21 protein-coding genes are annotated in these 25,604 nt (G+C 62.6%); 18 read left to right on the top strand and 3 right to left on the bottom strand.

Annotation, left to right across the window (positions count from 1 at the left end; genetic code table 11):
- Window positions 1-218 precede the first annotated feature (218 nt).
- From ACNFBR_RS03725 to ACNFBR_RS03705, 5 genes are all read left to right on the top strand, one after another.
- A complete protein-coding gene (locus tag ACNFBR_RS03725) occupies window positions 219-731 on the top strand; it encodes an RNA polymerase sigma factor (RefSeq protein WP_416733712.1) in 513 nt (170 codons plus the stop codon).
- A gap of 88 nt (window positions 732-819) precedes the next feature.
- Entirely contained in the window at window positions 820-1,782 is a 963-nt protein-coding gene (locus tag ACNFBR_RS03720; protein WP_416733711.1) for a FecR family protein, read from the top strand.
- Between the two features lie 126 nt (window positions 1,783-1,908).
- Entirely contained in the window at window positions 1,909-4,497 is a 2,589-nt protein-coding gene (locus ACNFBR_RS03715) for a TonB-dependent receptor (protein ID WP_416733710.1), read from the top strand.
- Between the two features lie 348 nt (window positions 4,498-4,845).
- A complete protein-coding gene (locus ACNFBR_RS03710; protein WP_416733709.1) occupies window positions 4,846-5,439 on the top strand; it encodes a biliverdin-producing heme oxygenase in 594 nt (197 codons plus the stop codon).
- 54 nt (window positions 5,440-5,493) lie between these two features.
- Window positions 5,494-5,907: a YbaN family protein gene (locus tag ACNFBR_RS03705; protein WP_416733708.1), complete on the top strand. Its 414-nt coding sequence runs from the start codon at window positions 5,494-5,496 to the stop codon at window positions 5,905-5,907.
- Here the strand turns inward: ACNFBR_RS03705 and arcD (ACNFBR_RS03700) are convergent.
- Window positions 5,887-7,314: an arginine-ornithine antiporter gene (arcD, locus tag ACNFBR_RS03700; RefSeq protein ID WP_416733707.1), complete on the bottom strand. Its 1,428-nt coding sequence runs from the start codon at window positions 7,312-7,314 to the stop codon at window positions 5,887-5,889. The two genes, ACNFBR_RS03705 and arcD (ACNFBR_RS03700), sit on opposite strands and share 21 nt — an antisense overlap.
- 435 nt (window positions 7,315-7,749) lie before the next feature.
- On the opposite strand from arcD (ACNFBR_RS03700), the gene arcD (ACNFBR_RS03695) reads away from it, so the two are divergent.
- The 13 genes from arcD (ACNFBR_RS03695) (at window position 7,750) to ACNFBR_RS03635 (ending at window position 23,280) form a co-directional block, all read left to right on the top strand.
- On the top strand, window positions 7,750-9,177 hold the full coding sequence (gene arcD / locus ACNFBR_RS03695; RefSeq protein ID WP_416733706.1) for an arginine-ornithine antiporter: 1,428 nt from the start codon (window positions 7,750-7,752) through the stop codon (window positions 9,175-9,177).
- Window positions 9,178-9,210: 33 nt separating this feature from the next.
- Window positions 9,211-10,470, top strand: coding sequence for an arginine deiminase (gene arcA / locus ACNFBR_RS03690; RefSeq protein WP_012270694.1), 1,260 nt, complete (start codon window positions 9,211-9,213; stop codon window positions 10,468-10,470).
- Window positions 10,471-10,539: 69 nt separating this feature from the next.
- Window positions 10,540-11,550: an ornithine carbamoyltransferase gene (locus ACNFBR_RS03685; protein WP_012270693.1), complete on the top strand. Its 1,011-nt coding sequence runs from the start codon at window positions 10,540-10,542 to the stop codon at window positions 11,548-11,550.
- 66 nt (window positions 11,551-11,616) lie between these two features.
- Complete coding sequence (gene arcC, locus ACNFBR_RS03680) at window positions 11,617-12,546, top strand: carbamate kinase (RefSeq protein ID WP_416733705.1); 930 nt, start codon at window positions 11,617-11,619, stop codon at window positions 12,544-12,546.
- 56 nt (window positions 12,547-12,602) lie between these two features.
- Window positions 12,603-12,971, top strand: coding sequence for a DUF5064 family protein (locus tag ACNFBR_RS03675; protein ID WP_416733704.1), 369 nt, complete (start codon window positions 12,603-12,605; stop codon window positions 12,969-12,971).
- Between the two features lie 174 nt (window positions 12,972-13,145).
- Entirely contained in the window at window positions 13,146-14,654 is a 1,509-nt protein-coding gene (locus tag ACNFBR_RS03670) for a sigma-54-dependent transcriptional regulator (RefSeq protein WP_416733703.1), read from the top strand.
- Window positions 14,655-14,780: 126 nt separating this feature from the next.
- Entirely contained in the window at window positions 14,781-15,986 is a 1,206-nt protein-coding gene (gene gltS, locus ACNFBR_RS03665; protein WP_416733702.1) for a sodium/glutamate symporter, read from the top strand.
- A 279-nt stretch (window positions 15,987-16,265) separates the two neighbouring features.
- On the top strand, window positions 16,266-16,649 hold the full coding sequence (gcvH, locus tag ACNFBR_RS03660) for a glycine cleavage system protein GcvH (protein ID WP_416733701.1): 384 nt from the start codon (window positions 16,266-16,268) through the stop codon (window positions 16,647-16,649).
- 11 nt (window positions 16,650-16,660) lie between these two features.
- On the top strand, window positions 16,661-19,516 hold the full coding sequence (gene gcvP / locus ACNFBR_RS03655; RefSeq protein WP_416733700.1) for an aminomethyl-transferring glycine dehydrogenase: 2,856 nt from the start codon (window positions 16,661-16,663) through the stop codon (window positions 19,514-19,516).
- Window positions 19,517-19,604: 88 nt separating this feature from the next.
- The gene (locus ACNFBR_RS03650) at window positions 19,605-20,981 is read left to right on the top strand and encodes an L-serine ammonia-lyase (protein ID WP_416733699.1); all 1,377 of its coding nucleotides are present in this window, start codon (window positions 19,605-19,607) and stop codon (window positions 20,979-20,981) included.
- Window positions 20,982-21,008: 27 nt separating this feature from the next.
- Window positions 21,009-22,130 (top strand): glycine cleavage system aminomethyltransferase GcvT, encoded by a 1,122-nt coding sequence (gene gcvT, locus ACNFBR_RS03645; RefSeq protein WP_416733698.1) that lies wholly within the window; start codon window positions 21,009-21,011, stop codon window positions 22,128-22,130.
- A gap of 358 nt (window positions 22,131-22,488) precedes the next feature.
- Window positions 22,489-22,701 carry a cold-shock protein gene (locus ACNFBR_RS03640; RefSeq protein ID WP_050704121.1) on the top strand — a complete coding sequence of 71 codons (213 nt, stop codon included), beginning with the start codon at window positions 22,489-22,491 and terminating at the stop codon, window positions 22,699-22,701.
- Window positions 22,702-22,791: 90 nt separating this feature from the next.
- Window positions 22,792-23,280, top strand: coding sequence for an RDD family protein (locus ACNFBR_RS03635; RefSeq protein WP_416733697.1), 489 nt, complete (start codon window positions 22,792-22,794; stop codon window positions 23,278-23,280).
- A 73-nt stretch (window positions 23,281-23,353) separates the two neighbouring features.
- Here the strand turns inward: ACNFBR_RS03635 and lptG are convergent, their stop codons facing one another.
- Both lptG and lptF read right to left on the bottom strand, forming a co-directional pair.
- Window positions 23,354-24,415, bottom strand: coding sequence for an LPS export ABC transporter permease LptG (lptG, locus tag ACNFBR_RS03630; protein WP_416733696.1), 1,062 nt, complete (start codon window positions 24,413-24,415; stop codon window positions 23,354-23,356).
- Window positions 24,408-25,523, bottom strand: a complete 1,116-nt coding sequence (gene lptF, locus ACNFBR_RS03625) for an LPS export ABC transporter permease LptF (protein WP_416733695.1) — start codon at window positions 25,521-25,523, stop codon at window positions 24,408-24,410. Before lptF ends, lptG begins: the two co-directional genes overlap by 8 nt.
- Window positions 25,524-25,604 lie beyond the last annotated feature (81 nt).

Genomic DNA, 25,604 nt, shown 5'->3' with positions numbered 1-25,604 from the left:
GCCACAGGCATAATTGGCCCGAAACAAATGTAGGAGCGAGCTTTGCTCGCGATGCGCCGCGCGGGCGGCGCTCGATTTCACAGGCGCTGCAATAACTGCGGCGAACACAAAATCCCAACTGGCTCTCACAATCTTTACCTTTTCCTAACACTTCCACACTTGACCTTCGGCATAGATGATAAGCATTATCATTAACCTTTCGTCGGCCAGGTTCCCCCGTGAGTCAGTCCCGGTTCAACTCCGTCTTCCTCGTCCAGCGCCTTACCTTGCTGCGTACCTTGCAGCGCATGGTCGGTAACCCCAGCACGGCCGAAGACCTGCTGCAGGAAACCTACCTGCGGGTGTCCCGCGCCCTGGGTGAGCGGCCCATCGAGCACATCGAGCCGTTCGTGTTTCAGACCGCGCGCAACCTGGCGCTCGACCACCTGCGTACGCGCCGGGTGCAAGCGCGCATGCTGGTCGACGACGTGCCCGACGAAGTGCTGCACAGCGTGGCCGCGCCCGCCACCAGCAGCGAGGATGCCGCCCACGCCGAGCAGTTGCTTAAGCACCTGAGCATCAGCCTCAACCAACTGAGCGAACGCCAGCAGCGCATTTTCATCCTTAGCCGCCTGCATGGCGCCACCTATCTGGAAATCGCCGAGCAACTAAGTGTTTCGCCCAGCACCGTGCAAAAGGAATTGAAACTGATCATGGCGATCTGCATGGGTGTTGCCGAGCGCCTCAAATGAGCTGACCTCAGGCGAACGGTAACGCAAAGCCCTTGCCACACCCCGCCTTAGCCTTGATCATTCGCAAAAAACCATTCAAGGATTCACCGTGACCGACAGCCCCGCCCCTCGCCCGTCACCTGCCGGGCCTAGTGCCCGTGCTCGTGCCATGGACGAGGCGTTGGACTGGCTGGTACGCCTGCAATGCGCAGATGCCGCAGACACCCAGGCCTTTGAAGCCTGGCTGAGCGCCGCGCCGGAAAATGCCGAGGCCTATGTCGAGGCAGAGGCACTGTGGAACGGTACGCCGTTGCACCAGGCGGCCACACAGCTGCACCAGCAACAACGCCGTTCATGGCGCGGGCGCCTGCGCAGCCACTGGAAACCCCTGGCCACCGCCGCGGTGCTGCTGGTCGGGCTGTTCACCGTCGGCAACCTGCCCATGCGCCTGCAGGCGGACCACCTCACCGTGGTCGGCGAGCGCCAGCGCCTGCAACTGGAAGATGGCGCAAAAGTGCTGCTCAACACCAACTCGGCATTTGCCAGCGACCGCCAGGACGGTCGCCAGATCGCCCGCCTGCTGCAGGGCGAGGCATACTTCCAGGTCCCAGAGGGCGCGCTGTTGCCGCTGGAAGTGGAGGCCGGTCCCTTACGCGCACAGGTGCGCGATACCGATTTTGCAGTGCGCTACCTCGACGGCGAGGCCCAGGTGCGGGTGCAACGCGGCGATGTCGACCTGCAGGGCGCACGCGACCAACGCATCCGCCTGAGTGCCGGCGACAGCATCAGCGTCGGCCCGCAAGGCTTTGGCCAGCGCCAGCGCCCCGACATGCACAAGGACCTGGCCTGGATCGATGGCCGCCTGGTGTTCGAGAACTGCCCGCTGAGCCAGGTGCTGGCCGAAGTGCGGCGTTACTACCCGGGCTGGATCATCAACCGCAATGCGCAGCTGGAAGACGTCGCCGTCACCGGCAACTACCGTCTCGACCAGCCGCTGGAAACCCTGCGCGCGCTGGCCCACATCACCTCGTCACAGCTGCATGAGTACCCGTCGCTGGTCATCCTGAACTGACCTTGAAATTATTTTTACGCGGTCGTGCTACCCCGCTCGTCTCGTTATAGCTAATGCAACTGATTCTTGTTTGAAAACGAGAACAGTCATCACCTATAACAGTCCGCGCGTCTGGGAGCGCTTCCGATGTCCACTGGTCCTACCCGCTCGTCCACCCTACCCCGCCGTACAGGGCAACTGTCCCTGCTTACCCTGGCCTTGCTTGCCAGCGGTGCCTGCAGCCTGCCGGCGCTGGCCGCCGAACCCGCCCAGGCCAGCAGCCCGCGCATGGGCGACTACCGCTTCAGCATCGGCCAGCAGCCTTTGGTGTCGGCGATCAACGCCTTCAGCCAGGTCACCGGCTGGCAGGTCGGCTTCAGCGCCGAGCTGGCCGACGGCGTGGCCTCGCCAGGGGTACAGGGTTCGCTGCCGCCAGACGCCGCACTCAAGCGCCTGCTGCATGGCACTGGCCTGAGCTTTCGCAAGATCAGCAATGGCAACGTGGTGCTAGAGCGCCAGACCGGCAGCAACGTGATCGCCCTGCAGCAGGTGACCGTCAGCGCCACCCGTAGCGCCCAGGACGTCAGCCAGGTGCCGAGTACGGTCAGCGTGCAGACCCGCGAGCAACTGGACCGACAGAACGTCAACAACATCCAGGACCTGGTGCGCTACGAGCCAGGCGTGTCGGTGGCAGGTACCGGCCAGCGCAGCGGCCTGAACGGCTACAACATCCGGGGTATCGACGGCGAGCGGATCCTCACCCAGGTCGACGGCGTGTCGATCCCGGACAGTTTCTTCTACGGCCCCTATGCCCAGACCCAACGCAACTACGTCGACCCGGAAATCGTCAAGCGCGTGGAAATCCTCCGTGGCCCGGCCTCGGTGCTGTACGGCAGCAACGCCATCGGCGGCGCGGTTAGCTACTTCACCCTCGACCCGGACGACATCATCAAGCCCGGTAAAGACGTGGGTGCACGCCTGAAAACCGGTTACAGCTCGGCCGACGAAAGCTGGCTGACCTCCGCCACTGTCGCCGGCCGCCAGGGCGATGTCGACGGCCTGCTGCACCTGAGCCAGCGCAACGGCCACGAGACCGAAACCCACGGCAGCCACAGCGGCGCCGGCCTGTCGCGCACCGAAGCCAACCCGATGGACGTGCGCACCACCAACGTGCTGGCCAAGCTTGGCTGGAACTACGCCGACGACGCGCGCCTGGGTTTCACCTACGAGCGCTACAAGGATGACCGCGACCAGAACATCCTCAGCGCTGTGGGCGGGCCGTTCATTCCGGGCTTTGGTGGCATGGGCTACTACAAGGCGCGCAATGGTAACGACACCATCACCCGCGAACGCTTCGGCCTCAACCATGAGTTCGGCCTGGATTCGCTGGTTGCCGACCACGTCAAGTGGAGCCTGAACTACCAGATCGCCAAAACCGACCAGCACACCGAGGAAGTCTACGCGCCGCCTGGTCGCCAGGTGCTGCGTACCCGCGACACCACCTACAAGGACCGCCAGTGGGTGTTCGACGCCCAGCTGGACAAAGCCTTCAACATCGGCGCCACCGACCACCTGCTGACCTACGGCACCACGCTCAAGCACGAGAAAGTCACCGGTTCGCGCAGCGGCACCGGCACCTGCCTGACCATTGGCTCCGGTTGCACCGCCGTCGGCGCCGACCGCCCGGCAGACGGCCAGGCACTGGTCAGCGATTTCCCGGACCCGACCGTGAACACCTACAGCCTGTTCGTGCAGGACGAGATCCGCTGGAACAACTGGACCTTCATGCCCGGCGCACGCTACGACTACACGCGCATGGAGCCCAAGTTCACCGAGGAATTCCTGCGTGGCCTGGCGTCCAACGGCACGGCGCCTAGCTCCCAGGACGACTCGGACAAGAAATGGCACCGTGTCTCGCCCAAGTTCGGCCTGACCTACGCCTTCAACGACAACTACACGTGGTACGGCCAGTACGCCGAAGGGTTCCGCACCCCGACCGCCAAGGCCATGTACGGCCGCTTCGAAAACATCGAGCAAGGCTACCGCGTAGAGGGCAACCCGAACCTCGAACCGGAGAAGAGCAAAAGCTACGAAACCGGCCTGCGTGGCAACTTCGACGCCGGCAACTTCGACGTGGCGGTGTTCTACAACAAGTACCGCGACTTCATCGACGAAGACGCCGTGCAAAGCGCCAACCTGGAACAGACCTTCCAGGCCAACAACATCAAGCACGCCACCATCAAGGGTGCCGAGGTCAAGGGGCGCTTGAACCTGGACCACTTCGGCGCACCGCAGGGCCTCTATACCCAAGGCTCGATTGCCTACGCCTATGGCCGTAACGATGACACCGGTCAGCCGCTGAACAGCGTCAACCCGCTGAAGGGCGTATTCGGCCTGGGTTACGAGCAGCAGAATTACGGCGGCCTGCTGAGCTGGACGCTGGTCAAGCGCAAGACCCGCGTCGACGACAGCACCTTCTACTCGCCTGACGGTTCCACGTCGAAATTCCGCACCCCTGGCTACGGCGTGCTGGACCTGACCGGCTACTACAAGGTCACCGACGACGTCACCATCAATGCCGGGCTGTACAACCTCACCGACAAGAAGTACTGGCAGTGGGACTCGGTACGCAGCTACGACGGCCAGGGTGAAGCGGCTGTGACCCAGCCCGCCAACATCGACCGCCTGACCATGCCGGGGCGCAACTTCGGTATCAATGTGGTCTGGGATATTTGAGGCCTTTCGTTTTGCATTGGCTGTGAGATCGAGCGCCGCCCGCGCGGCGCATCGCGAGCAAGCTCGCTCCTACATTTGTTTCGGGCCAATTATTCCTGAGGCGCAGGCGCGCGGCCCTTTAGTGTCCGCCTCGATATTGTGTGGAACAAACAAGGCGGTCGCGTGCGTTGGCGCAAGCGTTACTGGCCCGAAACAAATGTAGGAGCGAGCTTGCTCGCGATGCGCCGCGCGGGCGGCGCTCGATTGCACAGACGCTATAGCTCTCCAGCCCAAAACCCAGTTTTTTTACTGTCCCACCCCCGCTATTTCGTCTTGTATCTAGACGCCCCTTTTTCCAAGGACTGCCCCATGACCGAACGCCCAGCCCCGCGCTCCCAGCGCCTGAACCAGATCACCCACGCCCCGCACGCCGAGCTGGATGCCCTGGTCAAATCCCACGCGCCCTTCGACAGCCGCGAGAGTTTCGCCCGCTTCGTCGTGGCCCAGTACCTGTTCCAGTCCGAACTGCAGGCCCTGTACAACGACCCGCAACTGATCGCCATCGTCCCCGACCTGGCCGAGCGCTGCCGCGCTGACCAGGCCCGCCTGGACCTGGCCGACCTCGACACCGAAGTACCGGCCGCCGTGCCCGGTGCCCTGGGCAACCCGAGCCTGGGCGAGGCAATGGGCTGGATCTTCGTCTCCGAAGGCTCCAAACTGGGCGCTGCGTTTCTGATCAAACGTGCCGTGGCCTTGGAGCTGTCCGACAGCTTCGGTGCCCGCCACCTGGGCGAGCCGGCCGGTGGCCGCGCCGAGGGCTGGAAGCAGTTCACGCGTATCCTGGATGGCCTTGAGCTGTCGGCCAGCGAGGAAGCCGCTGCCGAGCGCGGTGCAGTTGCCGCTTTCGAGCGTTTCACCGAGCTGCTCAAGCACGCCTATGCTGCAGATGCCGCGCTGGTTTGATACGCCGTAGCCGGCCACCCTTCCGGTGGCCGAACCGTTTTATGCAGTGAGAACATGACCCGACCCGCCCGCTCCAAACTCGCCCGCCTGTTGTATGGAATCCTGGCCTACGTGAGCCTCGGGGTGGGCCTGGTCGCCATCGTGATTCCCGGCTTGCCGACCACCGAATTCATCCTGCTGGCCGCCTGGGCCGCCACACGCAGCTCACCGCGCCTGTCCGCCTGGCTGGAGAACCACCGGTTGTTCGGGCCGATCCTGTACAACTGGCGCAACGGCAAGGTGATCCAGCGCCGGGCCAAGGTCAGCGCAACCCTCAGCATGCTGCTGTGCGCAGGGCTGATGCTGACCTTTCTGGAACACCACTGGCCGGTATTCCTGGCTATCGCGGGTATGACCCTGGGCAACCTGTGGATCTGGTCGCGCCCGGAGCACCCCTGCCCTGCTCCGTCACAAGCTCAGCAGCCCTGAATACAGGGCGTAGGCCGCCAGCGCAGCCCCCACCAGCACGGCGGCGAAAATGAGCTTTTCCCAGGTCGTGAACAAGGTCTGCCCCTGCTCATGCTTGGCCCTGGCGAACAGAATCACACCGGGGGCGTACAACAGCGCCGACAGCAACAGGTACTTGAGGCCGCCGGCATACAGCAGCCACACGGCATACAGCAAGGCAACCAGCGCCACCAGCAAATCCTTGCGCCGCAAACCCGGCTGCCCGGCATAGGTTTCCGCGCGCACCGCCAGCAGCACGGCATACGCCGCCGACCACAAGTAGGGCACCAGGATCATCGACGAGGCCAGGTAGATCAGGCTGGTGTACGTACCGGCCGAGAACAGCGTAATCAACAGGAAACCCTGGATCATGCAGTTGGTCAGCCACAGGGCGTTGGCCGGCACATGGTTGGCGTTTTCCTTGGCCAGAAAGCGCGGCATGGTCTTGTCCCGCGCCGTGGCGTAAAGGATCTCGGCACACAGCAACGCCCAGGACAGCAAGGCGCCGAGCAGCGACACCGCCAGGCCGATGCTGATCAGCAAGGCGCCCCAAGGGCCGACGATATGCTCCAGTACCGAGGCCAGCGAGGGGTTCTGCAGCCCGGCCAGTTCCGGCTGGGTCATCACCCCCAGCGACAGCACGTTGACCAGCACCAGCAGCGCCAGCACACCGAGAAAGCCAATGACCGTGGCCTTGCCCACGTCCGAACGGCGCTCGGCGCGCCCGGAATACACGCTGGCCCCCTCGATGCCGATGAACACGAATACGGTCACCAGCATCATGTTGCGCACCTGCTCCAGCACGCTGCCGAACTGCGGGTTGCTAAGGCCCCAGATATCCCGGGTGAAGATATCGGCGCGGAACGCAAACGCCGCGATCACCACGAAAATCAGCAACGGCACCACCTTGGCCACGGTGGTCACCTGGTTGATGAACGCCGCTTCCTTGATGCCGCGCAGCACCAAAAAGTGTACCGCCCACAGCAGCAGGGAGGCACAGCCGATAGCGATTGGCGTGTTGCCTTCACCGAAGATCGGAAAGTAGAAGCCCAAGGTGCTGAACAACAGCACGAAGTAGCCGACGTTGCCCAGCCAGGCACTGATCCAGTAGCCCCAGGCCGAGGAAAACCCCATGTACTCGCCAAAGCCGGCCTTGGCATAGGCGTACACCCCCGAGTCAAGCTCGGGCTTGCGGTTGGCCAGGGTCTGGAACACGAACGCCAGGGCCAGCATGCCGACCGCGGTGATGCCCCAACCAATCAGCACTGCACCCACATCGGCGCGCGCGGCCATGTTCTGCGGCAGCGAGAAGATCCCGCCACCGATCATCGAGCCGACCACCAGCGCGATCAGCGCGCCCAGGCGCAGCTTCTGTCCCGGTTCGCTCATGAGCCTCCCTTTTTCACGCCCTGTCATACGTTTGAAACAGCCTTGCGGGCCATATAAATGTTGTTACTTATTCTGAAGCTGCAGGTTCAACCTATAGCACTAATAACTGCTTTGTCTATGCACCCTCTCATTCAAAATTAGCAGCAGTCCAGCAACTAGAAAAGAAACTGATAAAACTCGAAATTCTTGTGAAAAATTTGCGAAAGCGGCAAAAGCGGCTAGTTTCAAGCATCGCAGGCTGAACAGAGCGTTTGCTCTAGTAGGACATGGAGGTGCCAGCGCGCAAGGCCTGCAGCTTAAGCTGTCGGCACTCTCCAGGAGCACCCGTGAAGGAAATTTCCCACCTTCACGTCGCCTTAAACTGACGCAAGTCAGCTTACGGCAAAGGCGTCGGATCTATTCTGTCGTCAACTTTCTCCTGGCAGGAGTTGTTAAATGTCTGATTCATCCGGAAAACTAAAGCTTGGTGCGTTAGTTGCACTTGTCGTCGGCTCGATGATTGGTGGCGGGATCTTCTCGCTGCCGCAAAACATGGCCGCCAGCGCTGGGGTTGGCGCTGTGCTGATCGGCTGGGGCATCACCGCGGTCGGCATGCTGACCCTGGCGTTCGTGTTCCAGACCCTGGCCAACCGCAAGCCTGACCTGGACGGCGGGGTGTATGCCTATGCCAAGGCCGGCTTCGGCGACTACATGGGCTTCTCCTCGGCCTGGGGCTACTGGATCAGTGCCTGGCTGGGCAACGTCGGCTACTTCGTATTGTTGTTCAGCACCTTGGGCTACTTCTTCCCGATCTTCGGTGAAGGCAACACCCCGGCCGCCATCATTGGCGCGTCGATCCTGTTGTGGGCCGTGCACTTTTTGGTACTGCGCGGTATCAAGGAAGCAGCGTTCATCAACCTGGTCACCACCGTGGCCAAAGTGGTGCCGCTGGTGCTGTTCGCCCTGATCTGCCTGTTCGCCTTCAGGCTCGACATCTTCACCGCCGACATCTGGGCCGTAGGCACACCAGAACTTGGCAGTGTGATGAACCAGGTGCGCAACATGATGCTGGTCACCGTGTGGGTGTTCATCGGCATCGAGGGCGCGAGCATCTTCTCGTCACGGGCGGAAAAGCGCTCTGACGTGGGCAAGGCCACGGTCATCGGCTTCGTTACCGTGCTGCTGTTCCTGGTACTGGTCAACGTGCTTTCGCTGGGCATCATGACCCAGCCAGAGCTGGCCAAGCTGCAGAACCCGTCGATGGCCGCGGTGCTGGAACATGTGGTCGGCCACTGGGGCGCGGTGCTGATCAGCGTCGGCCTGATCATCTCGCTGCTGGGGGCCCTGCTGTCGTGGGTGCTGCTGTGCGCCGAGATCATGTTCGCCGCCGCCAAAGACCACACCATGCCGGAGTTCCTGCGCCGCGAGAACGCCAACCAGGTACCGGCCAACGCCCTGTGGCTGACCAACGCCATGGTGCAGATCTTCCTGGTGATCACGCTGTTCTCCAACAGTACCTACCTGTCGCTGATCTACCTCGCCACCTCGATGATCCTGGTGCCCTACCTGTGGTCGGCGGCCTACGCGTTCCTGCTGGCACTGCGCAGCGAAACCTACGAACAGGCCCTGGCCGAACGCAAGAAAGACCTGATCATCGGCGGTATCGCCTTGTTGTACGCCGTCTGGCTGCTGTACGCCGGCGGTGTGAAATACCTGCTGCTCTCGGCCCTGCTCTACGCACCTGGCGCCATCCTGTTCGCCAAGGCCAAGCGTGAGGTAGGCCAACCTGTCTTCACCAACGTGGAAAAACTGATCTTCGCAGCCGTGGTCATCGGCGCCCTGGTGGCAGCCTTTGGCCTGTACGACGGCTTCCTGACCCTTTGACCCACGTCTTCGTTCAATTGGAGGAATGAAACCATGTCCGCTGAAAAACAGAAGTACGGTGTCCACTCCGAAGCCGGCAAACTGCGCAAAGTGATGGTTTGCGCCCCGGGCCTGGCGCACAAGCGCCTGACGCCGAGCAACTGCGACGAACTGCTGTTCGACGATGTGATCTGGGTCGACCAGGCCAAGCGTGACCATTTCGACTTCGTCACCAAGATGCGCGAGCGTGGCGTGGATGTGCTGGAAATGCACAACCTGCTGACCGACATCGTGCAGAACAAAGAAGCCCTGAAGTGGATCCTCGATCGCAAGATCACCCCCGACACCGTCGGCGTGGGCCTGACCAACGAAGTGCGCAGCTGGCTCGAAGGCCTTGACCCGCGTCACCTGGCCGAATTCCTGATCGGCGGTGTGGCTGGCCAGGACCTGCCACAGAGCGAAGGCGCCGATGTGGTCAAGATGTACAACGACTACCTGGGCCACTCCAGCTTCATCCTGCCACCACTGCCCAACACCCAGTTCACTCGCGATACCACCTGCTGGATCTACGGCGGTGTAACGCTGAACCCGATGTACTGGCCGGCGCGACGCCAAGAAACCCTGCTGACCACCGCCATCTACAAGTTCCACAAGGAGTTCACCGGCGCCGACTTCCAGGTGTGGTACGGCGACCCGGACAAGGACCATGGCAATGCCACCCTCGAAGGCGGTGACGTGATGCCGATCGGCAATGGCATCGTGCTCATCGGCATGGGCGAGCGCACCTCGCGCCAGGCCATTGGCCAATTGGCGCAGAACCTGTTCGCCAAGGGCGCCGTCAAGGAAGTGATCGTCGCAGGCCTGCCGAAGTCCCGCGCCGCCATGCACCTGGACACCGTGTTCAGCTTCTGCGACCGCGACCTGGTCACGGTCTTCCCGGAAGTGGTGAAAGAGATCGTGCCATTCATCATCCGCCCGGACGAAAGCAAGCCTTACGGCATGGACGTGCGCCGCATCAACAAGTCGTTCATTGAAGTGGTCGGCGAGCAACTCGGTCTCAAAGGTGGCCTGCGCGTGGTCGAGACCGGTGGCAACAGCTTCGCCGCCGAGCGCGAACAGTGGGACGACGGCAACAACGTGGTGGCCATCGAGCCGGGCGTGGTCATCGGCTACGACCGCAACACCTACACCAACACCCTGCTGCGCAAGGCCGGCATCGAGGTCATCACCATCAGCGCCGGCGAACTGGGCCGGGGCCGTGGCGGCGGCCACTGCATGACCTGCCCGATCGTGCGCGACCCGATCGACTACTAACGACCATTACGCCCGGCCGCACCCACGAAGTGGCGGCCGGGACATCACCGAACTCAAGGAGAAACTGTCATGGCGTTCAACATTCACAACCGCAACCTGCTCAGCCTGGAACACCACACCACGCGCGAGTTGCGCTACCTGCTGGACCTGTCCCGCGACCTCAAGCGCGCCAAGTACACCGGCACCGAACAACAGCACCTGAAGGGCAACAACATTGCCCTGATCTTCGAAAAAACCTCCACCCGTACCCGCTGCGCCTTCGAAGTGGCCGCCTATGACCAGGGCGCCAACGTCACCTACATCGACCCCAACTCCTCGCAGATCGGCCACAAGGAAAGCATGAAGGACACCGCCCGTGTGCTCGGGCGCATGTACGACGCCATCGAGTACCGTGGCTTCAAGCAGGAAATCGTCGAAGAGCTGGCCAAGTTTGCCGGCGTACCGGTATTCAACGGCCTGACCGACGAATACCACCCGACCCAGATGATCGCCGACGTGCTGACCATGCGTGAGCACAGCGACAAGCCGTTGCACGACATCAGCTACGCCTACCTGGGCGACGCCCGCAACAACATGGGCAACTCGCTGCTGCTGATCGGCGCCAAGCTCGGCATGGATGTACGCATCGCCGCGCCAAAGGCCTTGTGGCCACACGACGACCTGGTCGAGCGCTGCAAGAAGTACGCTGAAGAAAGCGGCGCGCGCATTACCCTCACCGAAGACCCGAAAGCCGCGGTCAAGGGTGTGGACTTCGTGCACACCGACGTGTGGGTATCGATGGGCGAGCCGATCGAAGCCTGGGGTGAGCGCATCAAGCAGCTCAAGCCTTACCAGGTGAATGCCGAGCTGATGAAGTCCACCGGCAACCCACGGACCAAGTTCATGCACTGCCTGCCGGCGTTCCATAACTCCGAAACCAAGGTAGGCAAGCAGATCGCCGAACAGTACCCGGACCTGGCCAACGGCATCGAAGTGACCGACGACGTGTTCGAGTCGCCAGCCTGCATCGCCTTCGAGCAGGCGGAAAACCGCATGCACACGATCAAGGCGATCCTGGTTTCGACCCTGGCTGACCTTTGACGGCGTACCTCGCCCCCTCGCGGGGCGAGGTGTACCCCTCTTCTGCAAATGCAAAGGACATTCCCCATGCGTATCGTTGTTGCATTGGGCGGTAACGCCCTGCTGCGTCGCGGCGAGCCCATGACCGCTGACAACCAGCGCGCCAATATCCGCACCGCCACCGAACAGATCGCCAAGATTCATCCCGGCAACGAGCTGGTCATCGCCCACGGTAACGGCCCGCAGGTCGGCCTGCTGTCGCTTCAAGCCCTGTCCTACAAGCCCGACGAGGCGTACCCGCTGGACGTGCTGGGTGCCGAAACCGAAGGCATGATCGGCTACATGATCGAACAGGAACTGGGCAACCTGCTGGCCTTCGAAGTGCCGTTCGCCACCTTGCTGACCCAAGTGGAAGTGGACGCCAACGACCCCGCCTTCAAGGACCCGACCAAGTTCATCGGCCCGGTCTACAGCAAGGAAGAGGCCGAACGCCTGGCGAAGGAGAAGGGCTGGGTGGTCAAGGCCGACGGCGACAAGTACCGCCGCGTGGTGGCCAGCCCGAAACCCAAGCGCATCTTCGAAATCCGCCCGATCAAGTGGCTGCTGGAAAAAAGCAGCATCGTGATTTGCGCCGGCGGTGGCGGCATCCCCACCATGTACGATGAAAACCGCAAGCTCAAAGGCATCGAGGCGGTGATCGACAAGGACCTGTGCTCGGCGCTGCTGGCCGAGCAATTGGAAGCCGACCTTTTGATTATCGCCACCGACGTCGATGCGGCCTACATTGACTGGGGCAAACCGACGCAGAAAGCCATTGCCCAGGCCCACCCGGACGAACTCGAACGCCTGGGCTTCGCTGCCGGCTCCATGGGACCGAAAGTTCAGGCAGCCAGCGACTTCGCCCGCAACACCGGCAAGGTCGCGGTGATCAGCTCGCTGGAAAACATCGAGGGCATCGTCAAAGGCACCGCCGGCACTCGGGTTTCCACCGCGAAGCCTGGGATCAGCTACCGTTGAATGCAGTCGGCGGGCTCACGCGGCCCGCCATTTTCGACCTTCCAAAGGAGCTAGCCATGGCCCAGTACCACCCCGGTCATGTACACATCGAGCGCACAGCGCTGAACAGTGCCGACCACAGCTATGACCTGAACATCGAGTACGAGGCAGTGTCGGACCCCAAGGAAGGCAGAGGCATTCAGTTCCACATGCATGGCAGCATCGAAGGCAAGACGGTGGAAGAAAAGTTCTTCCTGGCCAAGGACCAAGTCTTGCCCAGCTTCCTCATGCTGCTGACCCGCAAGGCGCAGTCGTACCTGGCGCCACCGAAGAAATTCGAAACGCTGAGTTCGCCGCACAAGCTCTATGACTACATGTTCGCCGACATTCGCGAAAAGCTCGATGTGAAATCAGGCGACCCGATCAAACCTGAACATCTGGAGTGATTGCGCAAACGAGTGCTGCTCTGCAGCCCATTCGCGGCACAAGGCCGCTCCCACAGGCCCAAAGCTGACGCGATCCCTGTGGGAGCGGCCTTGTGCCGCGAATGGGCCGCACAGCGGCCCCAGCGATGTTGAGGCATACTACCGCCCTCTCTCCAGCCAAAATCCCATTGCCCCATGCGCATCCACGTCAGCTTCATCGACCGCGTCGGCATCACCCAGGAAGTCCTCGCCCTGCTCGGTGCCCGCAACCTCAACCTGGACGCCGTGGAGATGGTCCCGCCGAACGTCTACATCGACGCCCCCACCCTCAGCCCCGCCGTGCTCGAAGAACTGCACGACGCGCTGTTCGAAGTTCACGGCGTGCAATCGGTGGATGTGGTCGACATCCTCCCCGGGCAACGCCGCCACCTGCAACTCGATGCCCTGCTGGCCGCCATGAGCGACCCGGTGCTGGCAGTGGACAGCGCAGGCCTGGTACTGCTGGCCAACCCGGCGCTGATCGAGCTATGCGGCCGCGAATCCGCCGGGCGCTCGGTGGGTGAACTGTTTGGCGACCCGGCACTGCTGCAAGCCCTGCTGGACAACAACTTCCACCTGCCCATGCGCGAAATGCAGCTGAACGGCCAGAGCCTGTTGCTGGACGCCATGCCGATCACCAACGCCGGGGGCCTGCTGACGCTGTACCCACCGTCGCGCATGGGCGAACGCCTGTCGGCCCTGCACCACGACCACGCCGATGGCTTCGATGCCTTGCTTGGCGAATCGCCGGCCATTCGCACCCTCAAGGCCCGCGCCCTGCGCGTGGCAGCGCTGGATGCGCCGCTGCTGGTGCATGGCGAAACCGGCACCGGCAAAGAGCTGGTAGCCCGCGCCTGCCATGCCATCAGCAGCCGCCACGCGGCACCGTTCCTGGCCCTGAACTGCGCCGCACTGCCGGAGAGCCTGGCCGAAAGCGAGCTGTTCGGTTACGCCCCCGGCGCCTTCACCGGCGCGCAACGCGGTGGCAAGCCCGGGCTGATGGAGCTGGCCAACCAGGGCACGGTGTTCCTTGATGAAATTGGCGAAATGTCGCCGTACCTGCAGGCCAAACTGCTGCGCTTCCTCAGCGATGGCAGCTTCCGCCGGGTGGGCGGCGACCGCGAAGTGAACGTGGATGTGCGCATCATCAGCGCCACCCACCGCGACCTGGAGCGCATGGTCGCCGAAGGCAGCTTCCGCGAAGACCTGTTCTACCGCCTGAATGTGCTCAACCTGCAGGTGCCGCCACTGCGCGACCGTGGCCAGGACATCCTGATGCTGGCGCACTTCTTCATGCAGCAGGCCTGCACGCAGATCCAGCGCCCACCCTGCCGACTGGCCCCGGCCACCCATTCGGCCCTGCTGGCCAACCCTTGGCCGGGCAATGTGCGACAGCTGCAAAACGTGATTTTCCGTGCGGCAGCCATCTGCGAGAGCAACCTGGTGGACATCGGCGACCTGGACATCGCCGGTACCTCGGTGGCCCGCGGGCAAGATGGAGAAGTGGCCAGCCTGGAACAGGCCGTGGGCGATTTCGAGCGCGAACTGTTGCAGCGCCTGTATGCCAGTTACCCATCGACGCGGCAGCTGGCCGGGCGCCTGCAAACTTCACATACCGCTATCGCCCAGCGGCTGCGTAAATATGGGATACCCGGAAAACCATGAAACCCATGGTCAAAACCGTTGATTGAATCAGACTTTTCCTAGCCGCCCAGCCGCAATTAACTGGAGTGCTCACCGTAGAATGGCGACATTGAAATTTCGCATGTCACCCTGAACGAAGAGTACCTGATGATTGAACTCGATTTTTACGGGACACTTGTAGCCGCTTCTTTAGTATTGCTGCTGGGGCGCGGTTTGGTTGCACGCGTGGGTTTCCTGCGCACTTACAATATCCCGGAGCCTGTTGCTGGCGGCTTGGTCGTTGCCGTGTCACTTTTGGCGTTGCGCAGTTTCGATGTACACGTCCAGTTTGATACCTCGTTGCAAACACCGTTGATGCTGGCGTTTTTCGCCACCATTGGCTTGAGTGCAGACTTCGCCAGCCTGAAAAAGGGCGGGCGCGTGGTCGCGGTGTTCCTGCTGGTGGTGACGGGCATGCTGCTGGTTCAGAACGCCATGGGCATCGGCCTGGCAACAGCCTTGGGGCTCGACCCACTGATGGGGCTGCTGGCCGGTTCGATCAGCTTGTCGGGCGGCCACGGCACTGGCGCTGCCTGGGGCGCGACCTTTACAGAAAAATTTGGCCTGGCTTCGGCATCTGAACTGGCAATGGCCTCTGCCACTTTCGGTCTGGTGCTGGGCGGTTTGATAGGTGGCCCCGTTGCCAAGTTGCTGATCAAGCGCGTCAAGACGCCGGCTATCGAAGAAGAAGTGCCGCAGTTGCCGAAGGGCTTTGAGCAGCCACACAAAGAGCGCCTGATTACATCGTTTTCATTTATAGAAACCTTGGCACTTATTGCCGTCAGTTTACTGGCTGGCACTTTACTCAACGGCTTTTTGAAAGGCACGGCACTCGAACTACCGACGTTCGTTTGCGTACTGTTCGTCGGCGTATTGCTGCGCAATGGGCTTTCGGCAATCGGCTTTTACCGTGTATTCGAGCGGGAAGTTTCGGTACTGGGCAACGTGAGTTTGTCTTTGTTCCTGGCCATCGCCTTGATGTCCCTCAAACTATGGGACCTGGCGGCCCTGGCGTTACCTTTCTTCATCTTGTTGGCCGCACAGACACTGGTCATGGCGCTGTTCGCAATCTTCGTGACATTCAGGGTGATGGGCCGAAACTACGATGCGGCCGTCCTGTCTGCCGGGCACTGCGGCTTCGGCTTGGGTGCGACACCGACAGCCATCGCCAACATGCAGGCGGTGACCCAGCGCTACGGCGCCTCGCCTATGGCCTTCCTGGTCGTGCCGATGGTGGGCGCGTTCTTCATCGACATCATCAATGTCATCGTCATCAAGCTGTACCTGGCATTACCCTTTCTGACGGGCGGATGAAGCCCGACAGCGCGCCACGTATCGATTTCAATACAGCGGATTGAAATCGATACACGGCCATCCAAATGCGTCTACGCAAGGGTTTGATCGCAAAACCTTTTCCCTTGCCTCGCCAGCTGTAGCGTTATCGTTCCAAAAGAATTTCGAACGCATCATGGAAATATTTTAACTATATGATTTATAACGATTTTTAGTGATTGGCCGCATTATTGCTTAGGGAATCCCAACCCAAGAGCGCGGAGCCACCGCGCCCAACGCCCTGCTTCCCGAGGATTCCCCATGAGCGAGTTGCGTTTCACTGAAGATCACGAATGGCTGCGCGTCGAAGCCGATGGCAGCGTCACCGTGGGCATCACCGCCTACGCCCAGAACGCCCTTGGCGATGTGGTTTTCGTGCAACTGCCAGAGTTGCAGCAGTATGAGAAAGGCAGCGAAGCGTCCACCGTCGAGTCGGTCAAGGCCGCCAGTGGCGTCTACATGCCGCTGACCGGCGAAGTGGTCGAAGTCAACGGCCAGCTCGAAGACAGCCCGGAACTGGTCAACGAAGACCCGATGGGCGAAGGCTGGTTCTTCCGCTTCATCCCTGCCGATACCAGCGCCGTGACCGCCCTGCTCGACCAGGACGCCTACGACCGCCTGCTCAAAGCCAACGACGACGCCTGAGGAACCCCGCCATGACCATCAACCTCGGCACCGCCAACGAATTCATCGCCCGTCACATCGGCCCGCGCGCCGCTGACGAGCAGGCCATGCTCGCCGCCCTGGGCTTCGACTCGCTGGAAGCCATGACCGCCGCGGTCATCCCCGACAGCATCAAAGGCACCAGCGTACTCGGCTCGCACGACGGCCAGAGCGAAGCCGACGCGCTCGCCGCGCTCAAGGCCATCGCCAGCAAGAACCAGCTGTTCAAAAGCTACATCGGCCAAGGCTACTACAACACCCACACCCCGGCGCCGATCCTGCGCAACCTGCTGGAAAACCCGGCCTGGTACACCGCCTACACCCCGTACCAGCCAGAAATTTCCCAAGGCCGCCTGGAAGCACTGCTGAACTTCCAGACCCTGATCAGCGACCTGACCGGCCTGCCGATCGCCAACGCCTCCCTGCTCGACGAGGCCACTGCCGCCGCCGAGGCCATGACCTTCTGCAAGCGCCTGTCGAAGAACAAGGCCAGCCACGCCTTCTTCGCCTCCGTGCACTGCCACCCGCAAACCCTGGACGTGCTGCGCACCCGTGCCGAGCCGCTGGGTATCGAGGTGGTGGTCGGCGACGAGCGCGAGCTTAACGATGTCAGCGCCTTCTTCGGTGCCCTGCTGCAGTACCCTGCCAGCAACGGCGACGTATTCGACTACCGCGACGTGGTGCAGCGCTTCCACGCCGCCAACGCCCTGGTCGCCGTAGCCGCCGACCTGTTGGCCCTGACCCTGCTGACCCCACCTGGCGAATTCGACGCCGACGTGGCCATCGGCAGCGCCCAGCGCTTCGGCGTGCCACTGGGCTTCGGTGGCCCGCACGCGGCCTACTTCGCCACCCGCGACGCGTTCAAGCGCGACATGCCGGGCCGTCTGGTCGGCGTGTCGATCGACCGCTTCGGCAAGACCGCCCTGCGCCTGGCCATGCAAACCCGCGAGCAGCATATCCGCCGCGAGAAGGCCACCAGCAACATCTGTACCGCCCAAGTGCTGCTGGCCAACATCGCCAGCATGTTCGCCGTGTACCACGGCCCGGCCGGCCTCAAGCGCATCGCCGAGCGTACCCATGCGCTGACCGCGATCCTGGCCGCCGGCCTGAAGGCACTGGGTGTATCGGTAGTGGGCGCCAGCGCCTTCGACACCCTGACCCTGGCCACCGGCACTGCCACCGCTAACCTGCATGACAAGGCACGCGCCCAGGGCATCAACCTGCGCCAGATCGACGCCGCCCACCTGGGCCTGTCGCTGGACGAAACCAGCAGCCAGGCGGACGTCGAGTCGCTGTGGCAGCTGTTCGCTGGCGACCAGGCTCAACCTGACTTCGCCGCCCTGGCCGCCAGCACCGGTTCGCTGTTGCCCGCTGCCCTGCTGCGCCAGTCGGCCATCCTCGAACACCCCGTGTTCAACCGCTACCACAGCGAAACCGAACTGATGCGCTACCTGCGCCGCCTGGCCGACAAGGACCTGGCGCTGGACCGCAGCATGATCCCGCTGGGCTCGTGCACCATGAAGCTGAACGCCGCCAGCGAAATGATCCCGGTCACCTGGGCCGAGTTCGGCAACCTGCACCCGTTCGCCCCGGCCGAGCAGAGCCAGGGCTACCTGCAGATGACCACCGAGCTGGAAGCCATGCTGTGCGCCGCCACCGGCTATGACGCCGTGTCGCTGCAGCCCAACGCCGGTTCCCAGGGCGAGTACGCAGGCCTGTTGGCCATCCGCGCCTATCACCGCAGCCGTGGCGAAAGCCACCGCGACATCTGCCTGATCCCATCGTCGGCCCACGGTACCAACCCGGCTACCGCACACATGGCGGGCATGCGCGTCGTCGTCACCGCCTGTGACGCCCGTGGCAACGTCGATGTCGAGGACTTGCGCGCCAAGGCGATCGAGCACCGCGAGCGCCTGGCCGCGATCATGATCACCTACCCGTCGACCCACGGCGTGTTCGAAGAAGCGATCGGCGAAATCTGTGCGATCATCCACGACAACGGTGGCCAGGTGTACATCGATGGCGCCAACATGAACGCCATGGTCGGCCTGTGCGCCCCGGGCAAGTTCGGCGGCGACGTCTCCCACCTGAACCTGCACAAGACCTTCTGCATCCCGCACGGTGGTGGCGGCCCGGGCGTCGGCCCGATTGGCGTCAAGTCGCACCTGGCGCCGTTCCTGCCTGGCCACGCGCAGCTTGAAAACACCGAGGGCGCGGTTTGCGCCGCGCCGTTCGGCAGCGCCAGCATCCTGCCGATCACCTGGATGTACATCCGCATGATGGGCGGGGCCGGCCTCAAGCGTGCCTCGCAGATGGCGATCCTCAACGCCAACTACATCGCCCGCCGCCTGGAAGAGCACTATCCTGTTCTGTATACCGGTGGCAATGGCCTGGTGGCGCACGAGTGCATCCTCGACCTGCGCCCGCTGAAGGACACCAGCGGCATCAGCGTCGACGACGTGGCCAAACGCCTGATCGACTTCGGCTTCCACGCACCGACCATGTCCTTCCCAGTGGCCGGCACGCTGATGATCGAACCGACCGAAAGCGAGTCCAAGGAAGAACTCGACCGTTTCTGCAACGCGATGATCCAGATCCGCGAAGAAATCCGCGCGGTCGAGAACGGTAGCCTGGACAAGGACGACAACCCGCTGAAAAACGCCCCGCACACGGCGGCCGAGCTGGTTGGCGAATGGGCCCATGGCTACAGCCGCGAGCAGGCGGTTTACCCACTGCCGAGCCTGGTGGAAGGCAAATACTGGCCGCCAGTCGGCCGGGTCGACAACGTGTTCGGCGACCGCAACCTGGTGTGCGCCTGCCCGTCGATCGAGAGCTATCAGGACGCCTGATAGCCCCTGCCCCGCCACCTGTATCGGGTGGCGGGCGCTGTAGGAGCGGGTTCACCTGTCCGCCCACTAAACCTGGCAGGAGGTCACCATGTCATTGAGTGTCTTCGACCTGTTCAAGATCGGCATCGGCCCCTCCAGTTCGCACACGGTCGGCCCGATGCGCGCCGCCGCGCGCTTCGCCGAGGGGCTGCGCCGTGACGGCCTGCTGACCCGCACCGCCAGCGTCAAGGCCGAGTTGTATGGCTCACTGGGCGCCACCGGCAAAGGCCACGGCAGTGACAAGGCCGTGCTGCTGGGCCTTGAAGGCGAACACCCGGACATTATCGACACCGACAGCATTCCCACCCGCCTGCAGGCCATCCGCGACAGCGGCCGCATCAACCTGCTGGGCGAGCACAGCATTGCGTTCATCGAAAAGCAGCACCTGGCAATGATCCGCAAGCCGCTGGACTACCACCCCAACGGCATGATCTTCCGCGCCTTCGACGAGGCCGGCCTGCAAATCCGCAGCCGCGAGTACTACTCGGTGGGCGGCGGTTTCGTGGTCGACGAGGACGCCGCCGGCCATGACCGCATCGTCGAGGACAGCACCGTGCTGGCCTATCCGTTCAAGACGGCCAAGGAACTGCTCGGCCATTGCGGCGCAATGCAGCTGTCGGTCAGTCAAGTGATGCTGGCCAACGAGGCCGCCTGGCGCCCCGAAGCGGAAACCCGCGCCGGGCTGCTGCGCATCTGGCAAGTGATGCAGGATTGCGTCGAAGCCGGTTGCCAGCATGAAGGCATATTGCCAGGAGGGCTGAAGGTCAAACGTCGTGCGCCAGCCCTGTACCGCCAGCTGAGCCGTCACCCGGAAGCCAGCCTGCGCGACGCCCTGTCGGTGCTTGACTGGGTCAACCTTTACGCCTTGGCCGTGAACGAGGAAAACGCCTACGGCGGGCGTGTGGTTACCGCACCCACCAACGGCGCGGCGGGGATCGTCCCGGCGGTCCTGCACTACTACATGCGCTTTGTACCGGGTGCCAGCGAGGACGGGGTGGTGCGCTTTCTGCTCACCGCCGCAGCCATCGGCATCTTGTACAAGGAAAACGCCTCCATCTCCGGCGCCGAAGTGGGCTGCCAGGGCGAAGTCGGCGTGGCCTGCTCGATGGCTGCCGGGGCGTTGTGCGAAGTGATGGGCGGCAGCGTACAGCAGGTGGAGAACGCCGCCGAAATTGGCATGGAACACAACCTGGGCCTGACCTGCGACCCCATCGGCGGGCTGGTTCAGGTGCCCTGCATCGAGCGCAACGCCATGGGTTCGGTGAAAGCCATCAATGCGGTGCGCATGGCCTTGCGCGGCGACGGGCAGCACTTCGTGTCGCTCGACAAGGTCATCCGCACCATGCGCCAGACCGGCGCCGACATGAAAAGCAAATACAAAGAGACCGCCCGAGGCGGCCTGGCCGTCAACATCATCGAATGTTGACCCGACAACAACAGCAAGGAGTCACCGATGTCCGAAACACTGCTCAAGACCCCACTGCACGCCCTGCACCTGGAACTGGGTGCGCGCATGGTGCCATTCGCTGGCTACGACATGCCGGTGCAGTACCCGCTGGGCGTGCTCAAAGAGCACTTGCATACCCGCGAGCAGGCCGGCCTGTTCGATGTCTCGCACATGGGCCAGATCATCCTGCGCGGCGCCGATGCCGCCAAGGCCCTGGAAAGCCTGGTGCCGGTGGATATCATCGACCTGCCGGTGGGCATGCAACGCTATGCCATGTTCACCAATGAGCAAGGCGGCATCCTTGACGACCTGATGGTCGCCAACCTGGGCGACGACACCCTGTTCCTGGTGGTCAACGCCGCCTGCAAGGACCAGGACCTGGCCCACCTGCAAAAACACATTGGCCACCGTTGCGCAGTGCAGCCGCTGTTCGAGGAGCGTGCCCTGCTCGCCCTGCAAGGCCCGGCAGCGGTCAACGTGCTGGAGCGCTTGGCCCCGGAAGTGGCCGGCATGACCTTCATGCAATTCCGTCCGGTAAAACTGCTGGATGAAGACTGCTTCGTCAGCCGCTCGGGCTATACCGGCGAAGACGGCTACGAGATCTCTGTACCGGTCGCCGCCGCCGACGCCCTGGCCCGCCGCCTGCTGGCCGAGCCGGAAGTACAGCCAATCGGCCTGGGTGCACGCGATTCGCTGCGCCTGGAAGCCGGCCTGTGCCTGTATGGCCACGACATGAACAGCAAGACTACCCCGATCGAAGCCAGCCTGCTGTGGGCGATTTCCAAGGTGCGCCGAGCCGATGGCGCACGCGCTGCAGGTTTCCCGGGCGCCGAGGCGATCTTCGCCCACCAGCGCGACGGTGTGACGCGCAAACGTGTCGGCCTGCTGCCACAAGAACGCACTCCAGTGCGTGAAGGTGCGGACATTGTCGATGCAAACGATAAACCGGTAGGTAAAGTGTGCAGCGGTGGCTTTGGCCCGACACTCGGCGCCCCTGTCGCAATGGGTTATATCGATAGTGAACATACTGCACTCGACACTGCCTTGTTTGCCGTGGTGCGCGGCAAGAAGGTGGCCTTGAAAGTCAGCAAAATGCCTTTCGTGGCACAACGTTACTACCGTGGCTGAAACGACTTTGTGAAGGTTGTGGGCAGGTTCCACATATTCGTTTTCGAACCTGCCCAATAACTTTTGAACATGACCCCAGGCCAGGCGCCATGCTGTTTCCGACAAAGCGGTCGGTTATCGGCAAACGGCCAGTTTTCCATACGACCAAGGGCTTGTTTTTCGCTCGGGAGTTGGCGTAGAGTCACTGCACTGTGTTTGCATGGGTCGCAACAGTTCGTGACCTGGGCCAGTAGCCGAGATTTGCTACAACCCGTTTGACGTCTCTTACTTTCCTGCAACCCAGCCCAGTAATCTTTCGCTTACACACAAGTGCGAAAGTAACTGTCATCAAAATTCAAGCTTCATAGGAAATAAGACAATGGCTGAGCGTCAGAACGGTACCGTCAAGTGGTTCAATGACGAGAAAGGTTACGGTTTCATCACCCCAGAAAGCGGTGCTGATCTGTTCGTGCACTTCCGCGCTATCGAAGGCAACGGCTTCAAAAGCCTGAAAGAAGGCCAGAAGGTTACCTTTGAAGCAGTCCAGGGCCAGAAAGGCCTGCAGGCTGACAAGGTTCAGGTCGTCGCCTAAGCGAATACCAGACACCCAAAAGCCCCTGCCAAGTGCAGGGGCTTTTTTTTGCCCGTAGAATAGTGGCTTCGTCTTCTGGAGCCGTCCTGCATGTCCAAGCCTCTGCTCACACCCCAGGGTGATTTTCCGCCGGTCGGCCTGGGCCGGCGCCTGGCGGCGATGTTCTATGACTTTTTGCTGTGCACGGCGCTGCTGATCGTGACCGCCGGTGCCTACAAGATGATCCAGATGTCGATTATCGGCGAAGCACGCATGCGCGAGCTGACCGAAGCCGGCGCACTGGATGGCGACCCGCTGCTGTCAACGGTGTTGCTGTTTGCCCTATTCGGCTTCTTTGCCAAGTTCTGGACCCACGGTGGGCAGACCCTGGGCATGCAGGTGTGGGGGGTGCGGGTGCAGAACGCCGATGGCTCGGCCATCAGCCTGTGGCAGGCGCTGTTGCGGTTTGTGGTATCGATCGCCTCGTGGCTGTGCCTGGGGCTGGGGTTCTTCTGGGCGCTGATCGACAAGCGCAAGCGCGGCTGGCATGACATCTACTCGGAAACCCAGCTGGTGCGGGTGCCGAAGCAGAAGAAATAGGCCGAGGCCATCGCAGAATCGAACCCATGAAAAAGCCGACCCTGAGGTCGGCTTTTTTGTGCTGCTCAGGCCTCTACCCGGCCCGGCGCAACAACCACACACCGGCCAAGGCACAGATCCCCGCCGGGATCACCACCGCCAGCAACGGCGGGAAGCCAAAGACCTGGCTCGAAGGCCCCAGCAGGTCCTGGCCGATGCGGAACACGAAGCCCACCAGTACACCGGTGAACACGCGCTGGCCAAGGGTCACCGAACGCAGCGGCCCAAAGATGAACGAGATCGCCATCAGCACCAGCGCCGCCGTCACCATCGGCTGCAGCACCTTGGTCCAGAATGCCAACCAGTAACGGGCATTGTTCAGGCCCTGGTCGGACAAGTAATGGATGTAGTCCCACAGCCCGGTGATCGACAGCGACTCCGGCGCCAGGATCACGGTATTGAGCAGCTCAGGCGTGAGCGAAACGTCCCAACGTTCCTGAGGCGCGTTGACCACTTCGGTGTGGTCGCCACGGAAGTAGGTGGTGCGCACGTCGGCCAGCAGCCAGTGATCGTCCTGGTACTGCGCGCGGCGGGCGAAGCTCGAGGTGACGATCTTGCGCTCGTTGTCGAAGCGGTAACGGGTCACACCCAGCAGCAGGCCGTTGGGCTGCACGGCGTTGATGTGCACGTACTCCTCGCCCTGGCGGTGCCACATGCCGCGCTTGGAACTTTGCGCTTCACCGCCGCCCTGGGCCAGGGAACGGTCGGCCTGGGCCTTGTTCTCGGTCACCGGTGCCACGTACTCGCCAATCAGCAGACCAACCAGCATCAGCACCAGCATCGGCTTCATCACCGCCCAGACGATACGGCCGATGGAAACACCCGCCGCACGCATGATGGTCAGTTCGCTGCTGCTGGCCAGGCTGCCCAGGCCGATCAGGCAGCCGATCAATGCCGCCATCGGCAGCATTTCGTACAGCCGCCGTGGTGCGGTAAGCAGGACGAAGTTGCCCGCTTCCATCACCGTGTAGGTGTCACTGAGGTCGCTCATCTCATCGATGAAGGCGAACAGCGAGGCCAGGCCGAGGATGATCCCCAGCACCGCCAGGATGGCCAGCAGCACGCTCTGGCCGATGTAGCGGTCGAGCTTAGCCATGGGCCACCTCCGCACGGCGGGCGGCGCGCTTGAGGCGCAGCGGCTCCCAGTACATCAGGCCAAGGCCGATCAGCAGGAACAGGCCGTGGACCCACCACATGCCCAGGCCAATCGGCAATTTGCCCTTCTCGAGGGCGCCGCGTACGGAAATCAGCATTGTCAGGTAGGCCATGTACAGAAGAATTGCCGGCAACAGCTTGAGGAAGCGGCCTTGGCGTGGGTTAACCCGCGACAACGGTACCGCCAGCAGGGTGACGACGAACACCAGGATCGGCAGCGACAACCGCCATTGCAGCTCGGCGCGCTCGCGCAGGCCCTTCTTGCCGATCAGTTCGGAGGTCGGGATGGCTTCGCGCTCGGTCACTTCCTCGGCGACCTCCGGCTTGGGCAGCAGCACGCCGTAGGTGTCGTACTTGATGGCGCGGTAGTCGGCCTGGCCCGGGTTGCCGTCGTAGCGGTAGCCGTTTTCCAGCACCAGGTAGCGGTTGCCGTCGGCCTGGATTTCCTGGTGGCCTTTTTCGGCGACCAGCACCGACGGGGCGCGGTCCTTGGTCTTGTCCTGGTTGAAGCGCTTCTCGGAGATGAACACCCCGGCCAGGTTGATGCGGTCATCCGACAGCTGCTCGGTGTAGGTTACCCGCGAGCCATCGCGCAACGTCTGGAAGCGGCCCGGCACCAGGGTGTCGAACTCGGTCAGGGCATCCTGCTGGCTGATGATCTGCTGCACCTGGGCCACGCCCAGCGGTGCCAGGCTCAGGCTCAGCCAGGCCACCAGCAGGGCGACGAGGGCGGCTGGCGCCATGGTCAGGCCCAGCAAGCGTTGCTGGCTCATGCCGGTTGCCGACAGCACGGTCATCTCGCTTTCCAGGTACAGGCGCCCGTAAGCCAGGAGAATGCCGAGGAACAGCCCCAACGGCAGGATCAGCTGCAGGAAGCCCGGCAGGCGGAAGCCCATGATCAGGAACAGCACACCCGGATCGAGCACGCCTTGGGCAGCCTGGGCCAGGTACTTGATGAAGCGCCCGCTCATGATGATCACCAGCAGCACAGCGCTGACGGCGCTCAAGGTCACCAGGACCTCGCGGGACAGATAACGAAAGACGATCAAACCAGACACTCCTGGGTTGTCAGGGCGGACTGCCATGCAATGGCGCCAAACAATGACTTAGTACATCCAAGACCAATGCCG

This window comes from Pseudomonas sp. NY11955, assembly GCF_048068035.1.
In the GTDB taxonomy this organism is placed as follows: domain Bacteria; phylum Pseudomonadota; class Gammaproteobacteria; order Pseudomonadales; family Pseudomonadaceae; genus Aquipseudomonas.
This window is presented reverse-complemented; position numbering and strand designations above follow the sequence as displayed.